This window comes from Fodinicurvata fenggangensis DSM 21160, from assembly GCF_000686045.1.
GTDB lineage: Bacteria > Pseudomonadota > Alphaproteobacteria > Kiloniellales > DSM-21159 > Fodinicurvata > Fodinicurvata fenggangensis.
This window is the reverse complement of the sequence record NZ_JMLV01000007.1, coordinates 28,070-43,433: the sequence shown is the minus strand read 5'-3', so window position 1 is coordinate 43,433 and position 15,364 is coordinate 28,070. Positions and strand designations below refer to the sequence as shown.

The following is a 15,364-nucleotide window of genomic DNA, read 5'->3' as shown; positions in this document are numbered from 1 at the left end:
TTTCCTATCCTGAACAGGCGCTTTGTGTATCATGCCCGCAAGGGTGGCCGGCGCCTGGCCGGAGCTGCCCAGTCCACACAGGGAGGAGAATTCATGAATCGACGCAAGTTTCTGACTTCGGCCAGTGTCGGTGCAGGTGCCGCCGCGGCCACCAGCTTTGCCGCCCCGGCCATCGCCCAGAGCCAGCCCCAGGTGCGTTGGCGCCTGGCCTCCAGCTTTCCGCAGGCGCTGGATACCATCTACGGCACGGCCGAGATGATGGCCCAGCGCGTTTCCGACGCCACCAATGGCAACTTCGACATCCGTGTCTTTGCCGGCGGCGAACTCGTCCCGCCTTTCGAGGTCCTGGATGCGACCAGCGAGGGCACCGTCGAGTGCGGTCACTCGGCCAGTTACTATTACGTCGGCAAGAACCTGGCCTTCGGCTTTGACTGTGCGGCCCCCTTCGGGCTGACGACGCGTCAGCAGAACGCCTGGATGTACGAGGGTGGCGGCATCGAGCTGGTGCGCGAGGTGCTGTTCGATGACTACAACATCATCAACTTCCCTATGGGCAACACCGGCGCCCAGATGGGCGGCTGGTTCCGCAACGAGATCAATTCGGTCGAGGACATCGACGGCCTGAAGATGCGCATCAGCGGATTTGCCGGCGCGGTTCTCGAGAGACTCGGCCTGGTGCCGCAGCAGCTTCCGGGCGCGGACGTCTATCCGGCTCTGGAGCGCGGCACGATCGACGCCACGGAATGGGTCGGGCCCTACGATGACGAGAAGCTGGGCTTCAACGAGGTGGCCGAGTACTACTACTACCCCGGCTGGTGGGAAGCCGGACCGCAGCTGACTCTCTACATCAACAAGGATGCCTGGAACGAGCTGACACCCGAATACCAGGCCATCGTCCAGGCCGCTGCGTCCGAGGCGAACATCCGCATGACGGCGCGTTATGACGCGGAGAATCCGCCGGCCCTGCGCCGTCTGGTCTCAAAGGGGACGCAGCTGCGCAGCTTCAATCGCGATATCCTGATGGCCTGCTACAAGGCGACCCAGGAACTCTATGAAGAACAGGTGGAAACCAACGACAAGTTCCGGGCCATCTACGAGGAGTGGCGCAAGTTCCGCGACGAACAGTACCTCTGGTTCCGTGTGGCGGAGAACAGCTACGATAACTTCGCCTTCACCGCCCAGGCGCGCCTGGAGCAGGAAGAGGAGGGCAATTAAGGCCGGGCTTGCCTGTCCTTGATAATCTTGGAAAGCCCCGCTTCGGCGGGGCTTTCTTTTTCGCAGGTATCATTCAAAGGTGATGGATGGCGGTTCATCGCCCTCCTGCTCCATAGGCGATGGCTGCTGTTTGTCCCTCTTCAGGACAACTCCTTACGGAAAAGCTCCATCAGGTCTGCTTTGTCCTCGAACCCGATACCAGGAAGATCGGAGGTGCGGACCCGTCCGTTCTCGACAGGTGTTGAATCGGCAAACCCGCCAAAAGGCGCGAACACGCGAGGATAGGATTCGTTGCCACCGAGCTTCAGGCCAGCAGCGATGTTCAGGGCGAACTGATGCCCGCCATGTGGAATACACACACGCGGCGAGAAGCCACGCAGGCGAAGCTCGTCGAGCATGCGCATATACTCGACGAGGCCATAGGAGAGCACCGGATCCATCTGGAGGATATCACGATCAGCGCGGATTCCACCGTAGCGTAGAAGATTGCGGACGTCCTGATGGGAAAAGAGATTTTCACCTGTAGCCATCGGCTCTGCATAGTTTTCAGCCAGAACGCGCTGAAGATCGTAGTCGAGTGGATCGCCCGCTTCCTCATACCAGCGCAGGCCATAGGGGGACAGACCCTGTGCGAATGCCAGTCCGGTCTCGAGGTCGAAGCGGCCATTGGCATCCACCGCCAGGCGGTCGCCGCTGCCGACGACCTCCAGTGCGGCCTCGACCCGGCGCAGATCCTCGTCCAGTGGCAGGCCACCGATTTTCATCTTTGTCTCGGTATAGCCTGCATCCAGGTAGCTGCGCATTTCGGCCTGCAATGCACTGAGATCAGAATTGGGATAGTAGTATCCGCCCGCGGCATAGACAGGGACGCTTTCATCGGCTGCGCCATCGCCGAAGCGTTCGGCGAGAAGTGTGGCGAGTGGCTTTCCCTCGACTTTTGCCACGATGTCCCAGATGGCCATATCGATTACGCCAACAGCGACCGATCGCTCCCCGTGTCCGCCGGGCTTTTCGTTGCGCATGAGCGTCTGCCAGATGCGGAAGGGATCAAGGTTTCGGCCTGTCTTGTCGACCAGATTCGCCGGATCCGCTTCCAGTAACCGCGGCAGGAAGCGGTGCCGCAAAAGACCGCTGGGCGCGTAGCGGCCATTGGAATTGAAGCCATAGCCCACGACAGGCTTTCCGTCGACGAGAGTGTCGGTGGTGATGGCCAGGATGGAGACATCCATGCCAGCGAAACTGATATAGGCGTTCTCAATGTCGGAGGCGATGGAGACGCGGCGCTCCTGAACGTCGGTGATTTTCATGACGGTTTGGTCCGGGGCTGGTTGAATGCTCTCGTGTTTAGGACGTTGCGCAGGATGTATGCCCTCAGGATTTTTGCGTCTTTGTGTTGAAGTCGTCAATCGAAGGTGATGGGGGGCGGCTCGTCGCCGCCGTCCAGGCCCATGTCGCCGGCGGGTATGTCGATGTCCACGTCGGCCGGATCCACCGCCGCGCCCTGGTCAACACCGGTGACCAGTTCGGGGAAGGTGATGATCAGGCCCACCATGATCAGCTGCAGGGCCAGGAAGGGCAACACACCAAGGTAGATGCGCTCTGTGGGAATGTACTTCACCAGCCGTCCGGTGATGGAATCGGTGTAATCCTCCTTGGGTGCGACCGAGCGCAGGTAGAACAGCGCAAAGCCGAAGGGCGGCGTCAGGAACGAGGTCTGAAGGTTCACGGCCAGCAGCACGCCGAACCAGACCAGGTCGATGCCTAGGACTTCGGCCACCGGCGCCACCAGCGGCACGATGATGAAGGCCAGCTCGAAGAAGTCCAGGAAGAAGCCGAGCACGAAGATCAGCAGGTTGACGGCAATCAGGAAGCCGAGCGGTCCGCCGGGCAGGCTGGTCAGCAGGTGCTCGACCCAGAGGTCGCCGTCCACACCCCAGAAGGTCAGGCTGAAGACGCTGGCGCCCACCAGGATGAAGATCACGAAGGAGGTCAGCTTGGCCGTGGCGTCCATGGCCTGCTTCAGGATGGGCAGGGTCAGCCGGCGCTTGACGATGGCGAGCCCCAGGGCCCCCACGGCGCCCATGGCGCCGGCTTCCGTGGGCGTGGCCAAGCCCATCAGGATGGTGCCCAGAACCAGGAAGATCAGCGCCAACGGCGGCACCAGCGAAATCAGGATGCGCTTGACCAACTGGAGGCCACGCAGGGTCCTGGCCTCGGGCGGCAGGGCCGGAACAGCCTTGGGCCGGAAGACCGCGATAACCAGCACATAGAGGGTATAGAGCGTGATCAGGCCCAGGCTGGGCACCAGGGCCCCGTGATACATGTCGCCCACCGAACGGCCCAACTGGTCGGACAGGACAATCAGGACCAGGCTGGGCGGGATGATCTGGGCCAGCGTGCCCGAGGCCAGGATCGTGCCGGTGGCGATCTTCTGGTCATAGCCATAGCGCTGCATGATCGGCAGGGAGATGAGTCCCATGGAGATCACCGAGGCGGCCGTGACGCCGGTGGTGGCGGCCAGGATGGCGCCCACAAAGACACCGGCAAAGGCCAGGCCGCCGCGCAGGGGGCCGAACAGCTGGCCTATGGTGTGCAGCAGATCCTCGGCCATGCGGCTGCGTTCGAGAATCAGGCCCATGAAGGTGAAGAAGGGGATCGCGAGCAGGGTCTCGTTGCTCATGATCCCGTAGATCCGGTTGGGCAGGGCCTGCAGCAGGGCCGTGGTCAGCATGCCCAGCTCGATGCCGATGAAGGCGAAGATCAGCCCGGTAATCGCCAGCGCGAAGGCCAGCGGATAACCCGACAGCAGGAACACCACGAGTCCCGCGAACATGATCGGGGCCAGATAGCTTTGCAGCAGTTCGATCATGATGGCACCCCGGTCCCGTCAGCTGTCTCGGATGACATCGCTGTGGGCCTGGCCGCCGCCCGGATAGGGGGCGCGTCCGGCCAGGAAGGCGATGCGCTTGATGACCTCGGAAACACCCTGGAGGCTCAAGAGGAAAAAGCCGACCGGCATCAGCAGCAGCACCGGCCAGCGGATCAGGCCGCCCGTATTGCCGGACATCTCCATGCGCACGAAGGCGTTGTGGAACATGGGCCAGGACAGGACCATGATGAAGATCGCAACCGGCAGCAGGAAGAACAGGCCGCCGATGATGTCGATCCAGGCCTTGCGGCGCGGCGACAGGCGCGCATAGAGCACGTCGATGCGGACATGCTCATTCCGCAGCAGGGTGTAGCCGGCCCCCAGCAGGAAGACGGCCGAGAAAAGATACCACTGGATCTCGAGCCAGGCGTTGGAGCTGAGGCTGAAGAGATAGCGCGAGATGGCGTTGCCGGCGGAAATCAGTACAACGATCAGGATCAGCCAATAGACGCAGCGACCGATGAAGCCATTGAGGCTGTCGATTGCACGACTCAGGCCTATCAGGAAACCCATCGCTCTAGCGCCCTCCCGAAAAGGAGCCGACTGATGTGTCGCGGATCCACTGTATTGCTGCCAGTGATTGCCGTGACCGGCCCGGCCCCGAATGCGGCGCGAAGCTACAGGAAGCCTATTTCCTGCGCAACCGCTTTGCCGGGCCTGTTCTCCCCGTGATCGCATTCCAGGCCGCAAGTGAAGGCAGCAACAGCCCTGGCGTTGACCGGACATGGCACCGGCTTGCCGGCCCGGACACCTCTTGTTGCGAAGGTGAAAGGAAAACTGTATAGAGATTCAATAAGTTAAGAAATTTCAGGGGCAGGATCGGCTGATGCTTGCTGCCCTGAACAAGAACCAGCCGCAAAGCGGCACCAGGGGGCTTCATGACACGCACGATTGCCGAGACCATCATCGACATGCTGGCGCAGGCCGGGGTCAAGCGCCTCTATGGCGTGACCGGTGACAGCCTGAACCTTCTGAACGATGCCCTGCGGCGCGATGGCCGCATCGAGTGGATTCACGTTCGTCACGAGGAAGCCGGCGCCTATGCCGCCATGGCCGAAGGCGTTCTGGGCGGCCTGGGATGTTGCGCCGGCAGTTCCGGGCCCGGGCATGTACACCTGATCAACGGGCTCTATGACGCCCATCGCTGGGGCGCGCCGGTGGTGGCTCTGCCCTCGACGATCAGCCGCTCGGACTATGGCATGGAATCCTTCCAGGAAACCGACCTGCGCATGTTCGATGGCTGCAGCTGGTACAACCAGTTGGCCCAGACGCCTGAGCAGGCGCCACGCATGCTGCAGCAGGCGATCCAGAACGCGCTGACCCGCAAGGGCGTGGGCGTCTTCGGCTATGGCGGCGATCTCCTGCCCGAGAAGCTGCCGGACTCGGCCATCGTCTCGCCGTCCTACCGGCCGGAGACCGTGGTGCGTCCGGGCGACCGCGAGCTGGATGCGCTGGCCGAGCTGCTGTCGGGGGCCGAGCGGCCGATGATCTATGGTGGTGTCGGCTGCGAGGGCGCCCATGCGCTGGTGACGGCCCTGGCCGAGCGACTGCAGGCGCCGGTGGGCTGGACTCTGAAGGGCAAGATGGCCCTGGAGCATGACAACGCCCACGGCATCGGCATGACCGGCTTCATCGGCGGCAAGGCCTGTGCCGACGCCATTGCCCAGTGCGATGTGCTGCTGTTGCTGGGCACCGACTTTCCCTGGAAGGATTTCCTGCACACCAAGGCACGCGTGGCTCAGGTCCTGACGCATGGCGGACGCCTTGGGCGGCGTACCCATGTGGACATGGGCCTGGTCGGCGAGGTACATGCCACGCTGGAGGCGCTTGTTCCGCGGGTGGCCTATCGTGGTGATGACAGCTTCCTGCAGGACCGGCGCAAGGTCTATCAAGAGGACCTGGAGAGTCTGGCCCGCCATGAACAGGAGGCTGGCGCCCACAGTGCCATCGGTCCGGATTACCTGGCCGCGCGCATCGACGCCCATGCCGATGCCGATGCGATCTTTACCACCGATACCGGTATGACCACCGTCTGGGCGGCGCGACATCTGCGCAGCACGGGCCGGCGCAGCCTGATGGGCTCCTACTCCCATGGCTCCATGGCCAGTGCCATGCCCCAGGCCATCGGGGCGGCCCTGGCCGGCAATGGTCGGCAGACCGTTGCCCTCTGCGGTGATGGCGGCCTGTCCATGCTGATGGGCGATCTGGCCACCATTGGACAATATCAGTTGCCGGTGAAGATGGTGGTCTTCAACAACGGCACGCTGGGCATGGTCGAGATCGAGATGCAACTGGCCGGCATCCCGAACTACCAGACGGAACTCTACAATCCCGACTTTGCCAAAGTGGCCGAGGCCTGCGGCATCCGGGGCGTGACCGTCGAGGACCCGGATCAGGTGGACGGGGCCGTCAGGGACGCCATGGCCCAGGAGGGGCCGGTCCTCCTGGACGTGAAGACCGACCGCAATGCCGTGGCCATGCCGCCGCACACCAGCCTGAAACAGCTGGAAAGCTATGCGCTCAGCGAGGCCAAGATGGTCCTGGAGGGACGCGGTGCCGAGGTCCTGAAGCAGGTGCGGTCCAATCTGAAATACCTGCGCGATCTTTGAGGCCTGCGTGAAGCGGCGCAGCAGTCAACCAGAAGTCAATCAGTAGAACAGACACGACGGGAACAGGAAACATGCGTGATTCGGACAACATCCTGAGCGCCTTCAGGGGGCTTCCCGGCGCCCGCCGGGCCATCGTGCCGGTCCTGGCCGCTGCCCTGGCTGTCGTTTTCCTGCTGGCCGGTCTGTGGGAGGCCGCGTGGCTGTGGGGCCTGCTGCCCTGCCTGGCTGTCTTGGCCCTGGCGGCCCATGACGTGCGGCAGAAGGGATTCGCGATCCTGCGCAACTATCCGGGCGCGGGCTGGGCGCGCTATTTCTTCCAGAGCCTGCGGCCCTACCTGCGCACCTACATTGTCGAGGGCAATCGCGAGGGGCGGCCCTTCAACCGCGAGCAACGCAAGCTGGTCTATCAGCGGGCCCGCGACGAAGCGGACAATCATCCCTTCGGCACGGAACTGGACGTCTATTCCAGCGAATACCGCTGGCTGACCCATTCCATGGCACCGGCCGAGCCGGAAAGCGAGGATCCGCGCGTGGATATCGGTGGGTCCGAGTGTTCAAAGCCTTACAACGCATCCATCCTGAACATCTCGGCCATGAGTTTTGGCGCCCTGTCGGCGCGCGCCATCGAGGCGCTCAATACCGGTGCACGTCTGGGCAACTTCGCCCATGACACAGGCGAAGGCGCCATCAGCCCCTATCACCGCAAGGGCGGTGGCGACCTGATCTGGGAGATCGGCTCGGGCTACTTCGGCTGCCGGGACGACCAGGGGCGGTTCGAGCCGAACCATTTCCAGGAAGCGGCCAGTTCGGACCAGGTGCGGATGGTCGAGATCAAGTTGAGCCAGGGCGCGAAGCCCGGGCACGGCGGTGTGCTTCCAGGCCCCAAGGTGACGCAGGAGATTGCCGAGACCCGCAAGGTACAGGTAGGCGTGGATTGCGTTTCGCCGGCCGGGCATTCGGCCTTCTCGACCCCGCGCGAACTGCTGGAGTTCGCTGCACGCATGCGCGAGCTCTCGGGGGGCAAGCCCGTAGGGGTCAAGCTCTGTGTCGGGCATCCCCACGAGGTCTTCGCCCTGGTCAAGGCGATGCTGGCCTCGGGCATTTACCTGGACTACATCGTGGTAGACGGAGCCGAGGGCGGCACCGGCGCCGCCCCAGTCGAGCTCAGCAATCATGTGGGCCAGCCCCTGAACGACGGCCTGGTCATCGTGCGCAATGCCCTGATCGGCGCCGGCCTGAAGGATCGCGTGCGCCTTGGGGCCAGCGGCAAGGTGCATTCCGGCACCGGCATTGCCCAGGCCATTGCCCTGGGCGCGGACTGGACCAATGCGGCACGCGCCTTCATGTTCTCGGTTGGCTGCATCCAGTCCATGCGCTGCCACACCGATACCTGCCCCACGGGGGTGGCCACCCAGGACCCGGGTCGCCAGCGTGGCCTGGTGGTCGAGGACAAGGCCCAGCAGGTGGTACGTTTTCACCAGAAAACCGTTGCTGCCGCAGTCCAGATCGCAGCCTCAGCAGGGGTCAAGCGTATTCACGACCTTGAGCCGCACCACCTGTTCCATCGGATCAGCCCCACGGCCGCGCGCATGGCCGACGAGATCTATCCCTTCGTCGGGCGCAACCAGCTGGTGGAGGCGCCCGAGGACACGCCCTATGCCCTAGCCTGGCAGGCCGCCGACCCCGACAGCTTCACGGCGCGGCACAACATCGGCGATGCCCACCGCCAGCAGGCCCTGCAGCGGCAGGCTTGAGAGTCGGTTTTCGCATTCTGCCGGTAAGGCAGCTGCGCCTGAGTCCGCCAAAGGATTGACAGCACTGATGTTGGCGCTACCCTAGCAGCAAGTGTCTATACGTTTCGTATGGGAGAGATCGGGAAGTTTCGGCTTCCCGGCGCCGAAGGAGCAACCGCCCCGGAAACTCTCAGGCATCCAGGACCGTACGGAACAGGCACCTCTGGAAAGCTGAAACGGGATCGGACAGGGTTCCCGGTCACGTTTCACACCGATGGGGAAAGCCGCGCACGAAGATGTCGTGCCGGCCAATCTCTCAGGTCCGAGGACAGAGGGGGCAATGTCGCCGTACGGCGGCCGGGCTCACTGTCATGAAGGATCTGATGTGACGGATACCAAGGAAGACCTCGCCAGAACACCGCTTCACGCCCTGCATCTTGAACTGGGCGGGCGCATGGTGCCCTTCGCCGGCTATGACATGCCGGTGCAATACCCCGATGGAATCATGACCGAACACCTGCACTGCCGCTCTGCGGCGGGGCTGTTCGATGTTTCGCACATGGGCCAGGTCCGCGTGAAGGGCCCCGATGTCCGCCGCGCCGTCGAAACCCTCCTGCCGGCCGATCTCGTGAACAGCGAGGAGGGCCGCATGCATTACAGCTTCCTGCTGAACGACAAGGGCGGAATCCTGGATGACCTGATGGCCACGCCCTTTTCCGACCATGTCTTCATGGTGCTGAATGCCGCCTGCAAGCAGTCGGACATTGCGCATCTGAAGGCCGGCCTGCCGGCCGATTGCGAGGTGGTCGAGGAGAACGACAAGGCGCTGCTGGCCCTGCAGGGGCCGGAGGCGGCGGCCGTGCTGTCCGAACTGGCGCCCGAGGTGGCGACCATGAGCTTCATGACCATGCGCGACCTGGAGATCGCCGGCGTGCCCTGCCGCATCAGCCGTTCGGGCTATACCGGTGAGGACGGCTACGAAATCTCTGTCCCGGGCGACCAGGCCGAGGCCTTCGCCCGCAAGCTTCTGGCCGACCAACGGGTCAAGCCCATCGGTCTGGGTGCGCGCGATTCGCTGCGCCTGGAAGCGGGCCTCTGCCTCTATGGCCACGATATCGACGAGACGACGACGCCCATCGAGGCGGCGCTGACCTGGGCCATCGCCAAGAGCCGCCGGGCCGATGGCGGCTTTCCGGGCGACAGCATCATTCTGAAGCAGATTGCCGAAAAGACGCCACGCCGCCGCGTGGGCCTTATCGGTGAGGGCCGCGCGCCGGTACGCGAGGGTGCGGAGCTGGTGAACGCGGCCGGCGATGTGGTCGGTACGGTGACCAGCGGCAGTTACGGACCTTCGGCCGAGGCACCGGTGGCCATGGGCTACCTGCCGCGAGAACTGTCGGAGCCCGGCACCGAGATCAAGGCCGTGGTGCGCGGTCGTGAGCGTCCGATGAAAGTGGCGAAGATGCCTTTCGTCGAACGCCGCTATTATCGCGGATGACTTCAAACAACAGAGCAACCCCCAGGGAGACGAGATCATGAGCAAGACATATTACAGCGACGAACACGAATGGATCGCGGTCGATGGCGACAACGCCACCATCGGCATCACCAACTATGCCCAGGAACAACTGGGTGACGTGGTCTTCGTGGAGCTGCCGGACGTCGGCAAGAGCCTGTCCAAGGGCGACGAGGCCGCCGTGGTCGAATCCGTGAAGGCCGCCAGCGAGGTCTATGCCGCCGTGTCCGGTGAGGTGACCGAAGTGAATGGCGCCGTTGAGGAAGAGCCTGGCAAGGTCAACGAAGACCCGGAGAACGAGGGCTGGTTCTTCAAGTTGAAGCTGTCCGACAGCTCCGAGCTGGACGCGCTGATGGACGAGGCCGCCTACAAGAAGTTCATCGAGGGTCTGGACTGAGCACTGCGAGGCCCTTCGGTCCCGCGCCATTGACAGGTCCCGGATCTGCAGCCCCACCATTCGGGCGGGGCACAGCGATTGCCTATTGGAAGAATGGCTGCCGGGCGCACCCGCGCGTGCGTTACGGACGGCCGCAGGAGAACTGGAATGACAGAGACACGCCCGACGCTGAGCGAGCTGGAAGCCGCTGACGACTTCGCCAATCGGCACATCGGTCCCGATGAGGCCGAAAGCATCGCCATGCTGAAGACACTCGGGCTGTCGTCGCTCGACGAACTGGTCGAGAAGACGGTCCCCGGCAAGATTCGCACTGACCTGCCGGACCTGCCAGAGGCCCGCAGCGAAGCCCAGGTTCTGGCCAAGCTGCGCGAACTGGCCGGCCGCAACCAGCCGCTGACATCGTTGATCGGCCAAGGGTATCACGACTGCATCCTGCCGCCGGTCATCCAGCGCAACCTGCTGGAAAACCCGGGCTGGTACACGGCCTACACCCCCTATCAGGCCGAGATTGCCCAGGGCCGCCTGGAAGCCCTGATCAACTTCCAGCAGATGGTCGTCGACCTGACGGGCCTGGACCTGGCCAATGCCTCGATGCTGGACGAGGCGACGGCGGTGGCGGAAGCCATGACGCTGATGCGGCGTGTGGGCAAGAGCAAATCCGCGCGCTGCTTCGTGGCCGACGACATGCACCCGCAAACCCTGGCGGTGTTGAAGACGCGGGCGAAGCCCCTGGGCATCGAGTTGGACATCGGCGCACCGGACAGCGACTTCGATGCCTCCGACTACTTCGGCGTCATCCTGCAATACCCCAACACCTACGGCACCATCGGCGACCACGGCAAACTGGTGGAGCGCTGTCACGAGGGCGGCGCGCTGGTGACCGTGGCCAGTGACCTGCTGAGCCTGTTAAAGCTGACGCCGCCGGGCGAGTGGGGCGCGGACATCGTGGTGGGCAGTGCCCAGCGCTTTGGCGTGCCCATGGCCTACGGCGGGCCGCACGCGGCCTTCTTTGCCACGCGCGATGCCTACAAGCGCTCGGTGCCGGGCCGCATTGTCGGGGTGTCCACCGACAGCAACGGCGATCCGGCCTTGCGCCTGGCGCTGCAGACCCGCGAACAGCACATTCGCCGCGAGAAGGCGACCAGCAACATCTGCACGGCCCAGGTCCTGTTGGCGGTGATCGCCGGTTTCTACGCCGTCTGGCACGGTCCGCTGGGCCTGAAGCGGATTGCCAATCGCGTGCACCGCTTCACCGGCATCCTGGCCCAGGGGCTGGGCAAGCTGGGCTATGAGGTCGTCAACGACAGCTGGTTCGACACCCTGACCGTGAAGGCAGGTCCCGAAGTCCTGCAGCGTGCGCGTGAGGCCGGAATCAACCTGCGCCCGGTAGACGATTCGCATGTGGGCATCTCGCTGGATGAAATCACCACGCGCGCGACGCTCCAGGCGGTCCTGTCGGTCTTTGCCGACAAGCAGGACCATGGCCTGGATCTCCTGAAGCTGGACGAGGCAGCGGACAGCGGTATTCCCAAGGCCCTGCAGCGCAAGAGCGACTACCTGACCCATCCGGTCTTCAACAGCTATCACTCCGAGACCGAGATGCTGCGCTACCTGCGTCGCCTGCGCGAGAAGGACATCGCGCTGGATCGCTCGATGATTCCGCTGGGCTCCTGCACCATGAAGCTCAACGCGGCCGCCGAGATGATGGCCATCACCTTGCCCGGATTCGCCGCCATGCACCCCTTCGCGCCGACCGACCAGGCGCCGGGCTACATGGAGCTGATCGGTGACCTGGAGGATTGGCTGGCGCGCATCACGGGCTTCGATGCCATCTCGCTGCAGCCCAATGCCGGCAGCCAGGGCGAATATGCCGGCCTGCTGGCCATCCGCGCCTATCACGACAGCCGCGGCGACGACCAGCGCACCGTCTGCCTGATTCCCAGCTCGGCCCACGGCACCAATCCGGCCAGCGCGATCATGGCCGGCATGGACGTGGTGGTCGTCGGCTGCGACGAAGAGGGCAACATCGACCTGGCCGACCTGGAGAAGAAGGCCAGCGCCAAGGCCGACAGCCTCGCCGCCCTCATGGTGACCTATCCCTCGACCCACGGTGTGTTCGAGGAGGAGATCCGCCGCATCTGCGAGATCGTTCACGAGAACGGTGGCCAGGTCTACATGGACGGCGCCAACCTGAACGCGATGGTGGGCCTCTGCCAGCCGGGACAGTTCGGCCCCGACGTGGCGCACCTGAACCTGCACAAGACCTTCTGCATTCCCCATGGCGGTGGCGGCCCGGGTGTCGGCCCCATCGGGGTGCGCGATCACCTGGCGCCCTTCCTGCCCAACCATCCGGTGGTCAAGGAAGCCGGACCGGAAAGCGGTGTGGGACCGGTGGCAGCTGCGCCCTGGGGTTCCGCCGGAATCCTGCCGATCACCTGGGCCTACCTGGCCCTGATGGGACCGGAGGGTCTGAAGAAGGCCAGCCAGGTGGCGATCCTGAACGCCAACTACATGGCCAAGCGGCTGGAGGGGCATTACGACGTGCTCTACAAGGGGCGCAACGGCCTGGTGGCGCACGAGTGCATCCTGGACACCCGCGACTTCAAGGACACCGCGGGCATTTCCGTGGACGACATCGCCAAGCGCCTGATGGACTTCGGCTACCATGCGCCGACCATGTCCTGGCCGGTGGCCGGGACCCTGATGGCCGAGCCGACGGAATCGGAATCCCGCGCCGAACTGGACCGCTTCTGCCAGGCCATGATCACCATCCGCAAGGAGATCGCGGCCATCGAGAAGGGCGAGGCGGACAAGGAGGACAATCCGCTGCGCAATGCCCCGCATACGGCTGAGGCGGTCCTGTCCGAAGACTGGAGCCACGCCTACAGCCGGGACCAGGCGGCCTATCCGCTGAACAGCCTGCGCGAAGCCAAGTATTGGCCGCCGGTGGGCCGTATCGACAACGTGGCCGGCGACCGCAACCTGGTCTGCACCTGTCCGCCGCTCAGTGCCTATCAGGAAGCGGCGGAGTAGCCACAGCGGGCGGCATCGCCTCTCAATGATCGGGTGTGTTGTCGTTCGCAGACAGATGAACTAATTTGAGTTGCAGCACCGCAGCCCTTTCTGCGGCTGCGGTGCTGGTTTCATCTGTCCTGTCCGAACGTCTCATGGTCTACCCGCTCACCATTCAACCGTATCGCATGATCTGGAAAGGTTCCTGCAAGCCGCAGGACCTTCCGGAAACGGTCGCGCGCGAGATGAGCGAGGCGCAAAGGGATGTTCTGGGCTACTGGTATCGCCTGAAGCCGGTCCAGGGCCTGCCGGCACGCAGCCGTTTCGACCCGCTCGAGGTCTGGACACGGGTCGCCAGCATTGTCCTGTTGCAGGTCCTGGGGGATGGGGAGGACATTGTCTTCCGCCTGGTCGGACAGGATTTCGCGGAACGGGCCGGCTCGAACCTGCGCGGCGTACGCCTAAGTACGGTGGGCAACCCGGATGAGGTTCCGCAGATTCAGGATGCGGTGAAAGACATGATCCGAGATCCGCGTCCGGTTCTGAGTGCGGGGTCGCTTTCCACCTTTGATCGCGGACATGTGGGCTATCGGCGTTTGGCCGTGGCTTTTGCCGAGCAGGATGGCGGGCCGGTTGCGCACATTCTCTGTTGCTACGCTTTCGAGTCCTGACACGCAAAAGGGGCCCGGCGAAGCGGGCCCCTGTCGTTGCGGTTGGCCGTTTCGGAAAACTCAGCCGCGGCGGTTCTGCTTGCCCAGGGATTCCAGGGCCACACCCGCCAGCAGCTCGACACCGAAGGGGATGGCCTTGTCATTGAAGTCATACCCTGGATTGTGCAGACCGTGGGTATGCTCCTCGTCGCCTGATCCCAGGTGGATGTAGGCACCGGGGCAGGCGGCCAGCATGTAGGAGAAATCCTCGCCGCCCATGGTTGGCTTGTGGTTCGGGGCCAGAGTCTCTTCACCGAAGGTCTCGCGGATGACCTTGATTGCGGATTCCGTGGCCGCTTCCTCGTTGTAGGTGACCTCGAACTTGTCTTCGATGTTCAAGTCGATGGTGCAGCCGTAATAGGCCTCCAGACTTTTGGACAGGCGCTCCAGCGCATCCACCATGACCTTGCGGGTATCCTTGTCCAGGCTGCGCAGCGTGCCACTCATGCGAGCGGTATCGGGGATGACCGCAAAGCCGCTGATGTCGCCGCTCTCGATGGCGCAGATGCTGAGCACAGCCGGGCTGAGCGGATCGACCTCGCGCGAAATGATGGTATGGGCGCGGTTGATGAAGTCGGCCGCGATGCGGACCGGATCGATGCAGCCATGCGGGTTCAGGCCGCCATGTCCACCCTTGCCGTGAATCGTGACATCGATGCGGTCGCCGCTGGCCATCAGCGGGCCGGGGATCACACCGAACATGCCGACCGGCAGGCCGGGCCAGTTGTGCAGGCCGTAGATCTCGTCCATGGGAAAGCGATCGAACAGGCCGTCGTCGACCATGGCCTTGCCGCCGCCCACGCCTTCCTCGGCGGGCTGGAAGACGAAATAGATGGTGCCGGCGAAGTCGCGGTTGCTGTGGAAGTGCTCGACGGCACCCAGCAGCATGGTGGTGTGGCCGTCATGGCCGCAGGCATGCATGCAACCCTTGTTCTTGGAGGAATATTCGACACCGCTGGTCTCCTCCAGGGGCAGTGCGTCCATGTCGGCACGCAGCCCCACAGTGCGGTCGCTGCCTTCGGTGTTGCCCTTGATCCAGGCCACGATACCGGTCTTGCCGATGCCAGAGACATACTCGACGCCCAGATCGTCCAGGTAGGCCTGGACCTTGCGTGAAGTTTCATGCTCGCAGAAACCCAGTTCGGGATGCTGGTGGATGTCGTGGCGGAATTTGACGAGTTTATCCAGGTTCTGCATTTCCATGATGATCTTCCTCACAATTTTTCTTGGGCGTTTTCGTCGG

11 protein-coding genes and 2 riboswitches are annotated in these 15,364 nt (G+C 63.8%); of the genes, 7 read left to right on the top strand and 4 right to left on the bottom strand.

Features of this window, described 5'->3' with window-relative positions; all coding sequences use genetic code 11:
• Positions 1-93: 93 nt before the first annotated feature.
• A complete protein-coding gene (locus BP38_RS0110870; protein WP_026987744.1) occupies positions 94-1,215 on the top strand; it encodes a TRAP transporter substrate-binding protein in 1,122 nt (373 codons plus the stop codon).
• Between the two features lie 140 nt (positions 1,216-1,355).
• Here the strand turns inward: BP38_RS0110870 and BP38_RS0110865 are convergent, their stop codons facing one another.
• From BP38_RS0110865 to BP38_RS20255, 3 genes are all read right to left on the bottom strand, one after another.
• Positions 1,356-2,522 (bottom strand): mandelate racemase/muconate lactonizing enzyme family protein, encoded by a 1,167-nt coding sequence (locus tag BP38_RS0110865; RefSeq protein WP_026987743.1) that lies wholly within the window; start codon positions 2,520-2,522, stop codon positions 1,356-1,358.
• Between the two features lie 95 nt (positions 2,523-2,617).
• Positions 2,618-4,084, bottom strand: a complete 1,467-nt coding sequence (locus BP38_RS20260; protein ID WP_035724800.1) for a TRAP transporter large permease — start codon at positions 4,082-4,084, stop codon at positions 2,618-2,620.
• Between the two features lie 18 nt (positions 4,085-4,102).
• Positions 4,103-4,657, bottom strand: coding sequence for a TRAP transporter small permease subunit (locus tag BP38_RS20255; RefSeq protein WP_051609252.1), 555 nt, complete (start codon positions 4,655-4,657; stop codon positions 4,103-4,105).
• A 365-nt stretch (positions 4,658-5,022) separates the two neighbouring features.
• On the opposite strand from BP38_RS20255, the gene BP38_RS0110850 reads away from it, so the two are divergent.
• The 6 genes from BP38_RS0110850 to BP38_RS0110825 all read left to right on the top strand — a co-directional run bounded on the left by BP38_RS0110850 (position 5,023) and on the right by BP38_RS0110825 (position 14,082).
• On the top strand, positions 5,023-6,753 hold the full coding sequence (locus BP38_RS0110850; protein WP_026987742.1) for a thiamine pyrophosphate-dependent enzyme: 1,731 nt from the start codon (positions 5,023-5,025) through the stop codon (positions 6,751-6,753).
• 71 nt (positions 6,754-6,824) lie between these two features.
• Positions 6,825-8,507 (top strand): FMN-binding glutamate synthase family protein, encoded by a 1,683-nt coding sequence (locus BP38_RS20250; protein WP_051609251.1) that lies wholly within the window; start codon positions 6,825-6,827, stop codon positions 8,505-8,507.
• Between the two features lie 99 nt (positions 8,508-8,606).
• A riboswitch (glycine riboswitch) is annotated at positions 8,607-8,703 on the top strand.
• 1 nt (position 8,704) lies between these two features.
• Positions 8,705-8,827, top strand: a riboswitch (glycine riboswitch).
• 44 nt (positions 8,828-8,871) lie between these two features.
• Entirely contained in the window at positions 8,872-9,984 is a 1,113-nt protein-coding gene (gene gcvT / locus BP38_RS0110840; protein ID WP_026987741.1) for a glycine cleavage system aminomethyltransferase GcvT, read from the top strand.
• Between the two features lie 37 nt (positions 9,985-10,021).
• Positions 10,022-10,399: a glycine cleavage system protein GcvH gene (gcvH, locus tag BP38_RS0110835; protein WP_026987740.1), complete on the top strand. Its 378-nt coding sequence runs from the start codon at positions 10,022-10,024 to the stop codon at positions 10,397-10,399.
• A 147-nt stretch (positions 10,400-10,546) separates the two neighbouring features.
• Complete coding sequence (gene gcvP, locus BP38_RS0110830) at positions 10,547-13,432, top strand: aminomethyl-transferring glycine dehydrogenase (RefSeq protein ID WP_026987739.1); 2,886 nt, start codon at positions 10,547-10,549, stop codon at positions 13,430-13,432.
• A 65-nt stretch (positions 13,433-13,497) separates the two neighbouring features.
• Positions 13,498-14,082, top strand: a complete 585-nt coding sequence (locus BP38_RS0110825) for a PAS domain-containing protein (protein WP_026987738.1) — start codon at positions 13,498-13,500, stop codon at positions 14,080-14,082.
• Between the two features lie 60 nt (positions 14,083-14,142).
• Here the strand turns inward: BP38_RS0110825 and BP38_RS0110820 are convergent, their stop codons facing one another.
• Positions 14,143-15,324, bottom strand: a complete 1,182-nt coding sequence (locus BP38_RS0110820; protein ID WP_026987737.1) for a M20 metallopeptidase family protein — start codon at positions 15,322-15,324, stop codon at positions 14,143-14,145.
• Positions 15,325-15,364 lie beyond the last annotated feature (40 nt).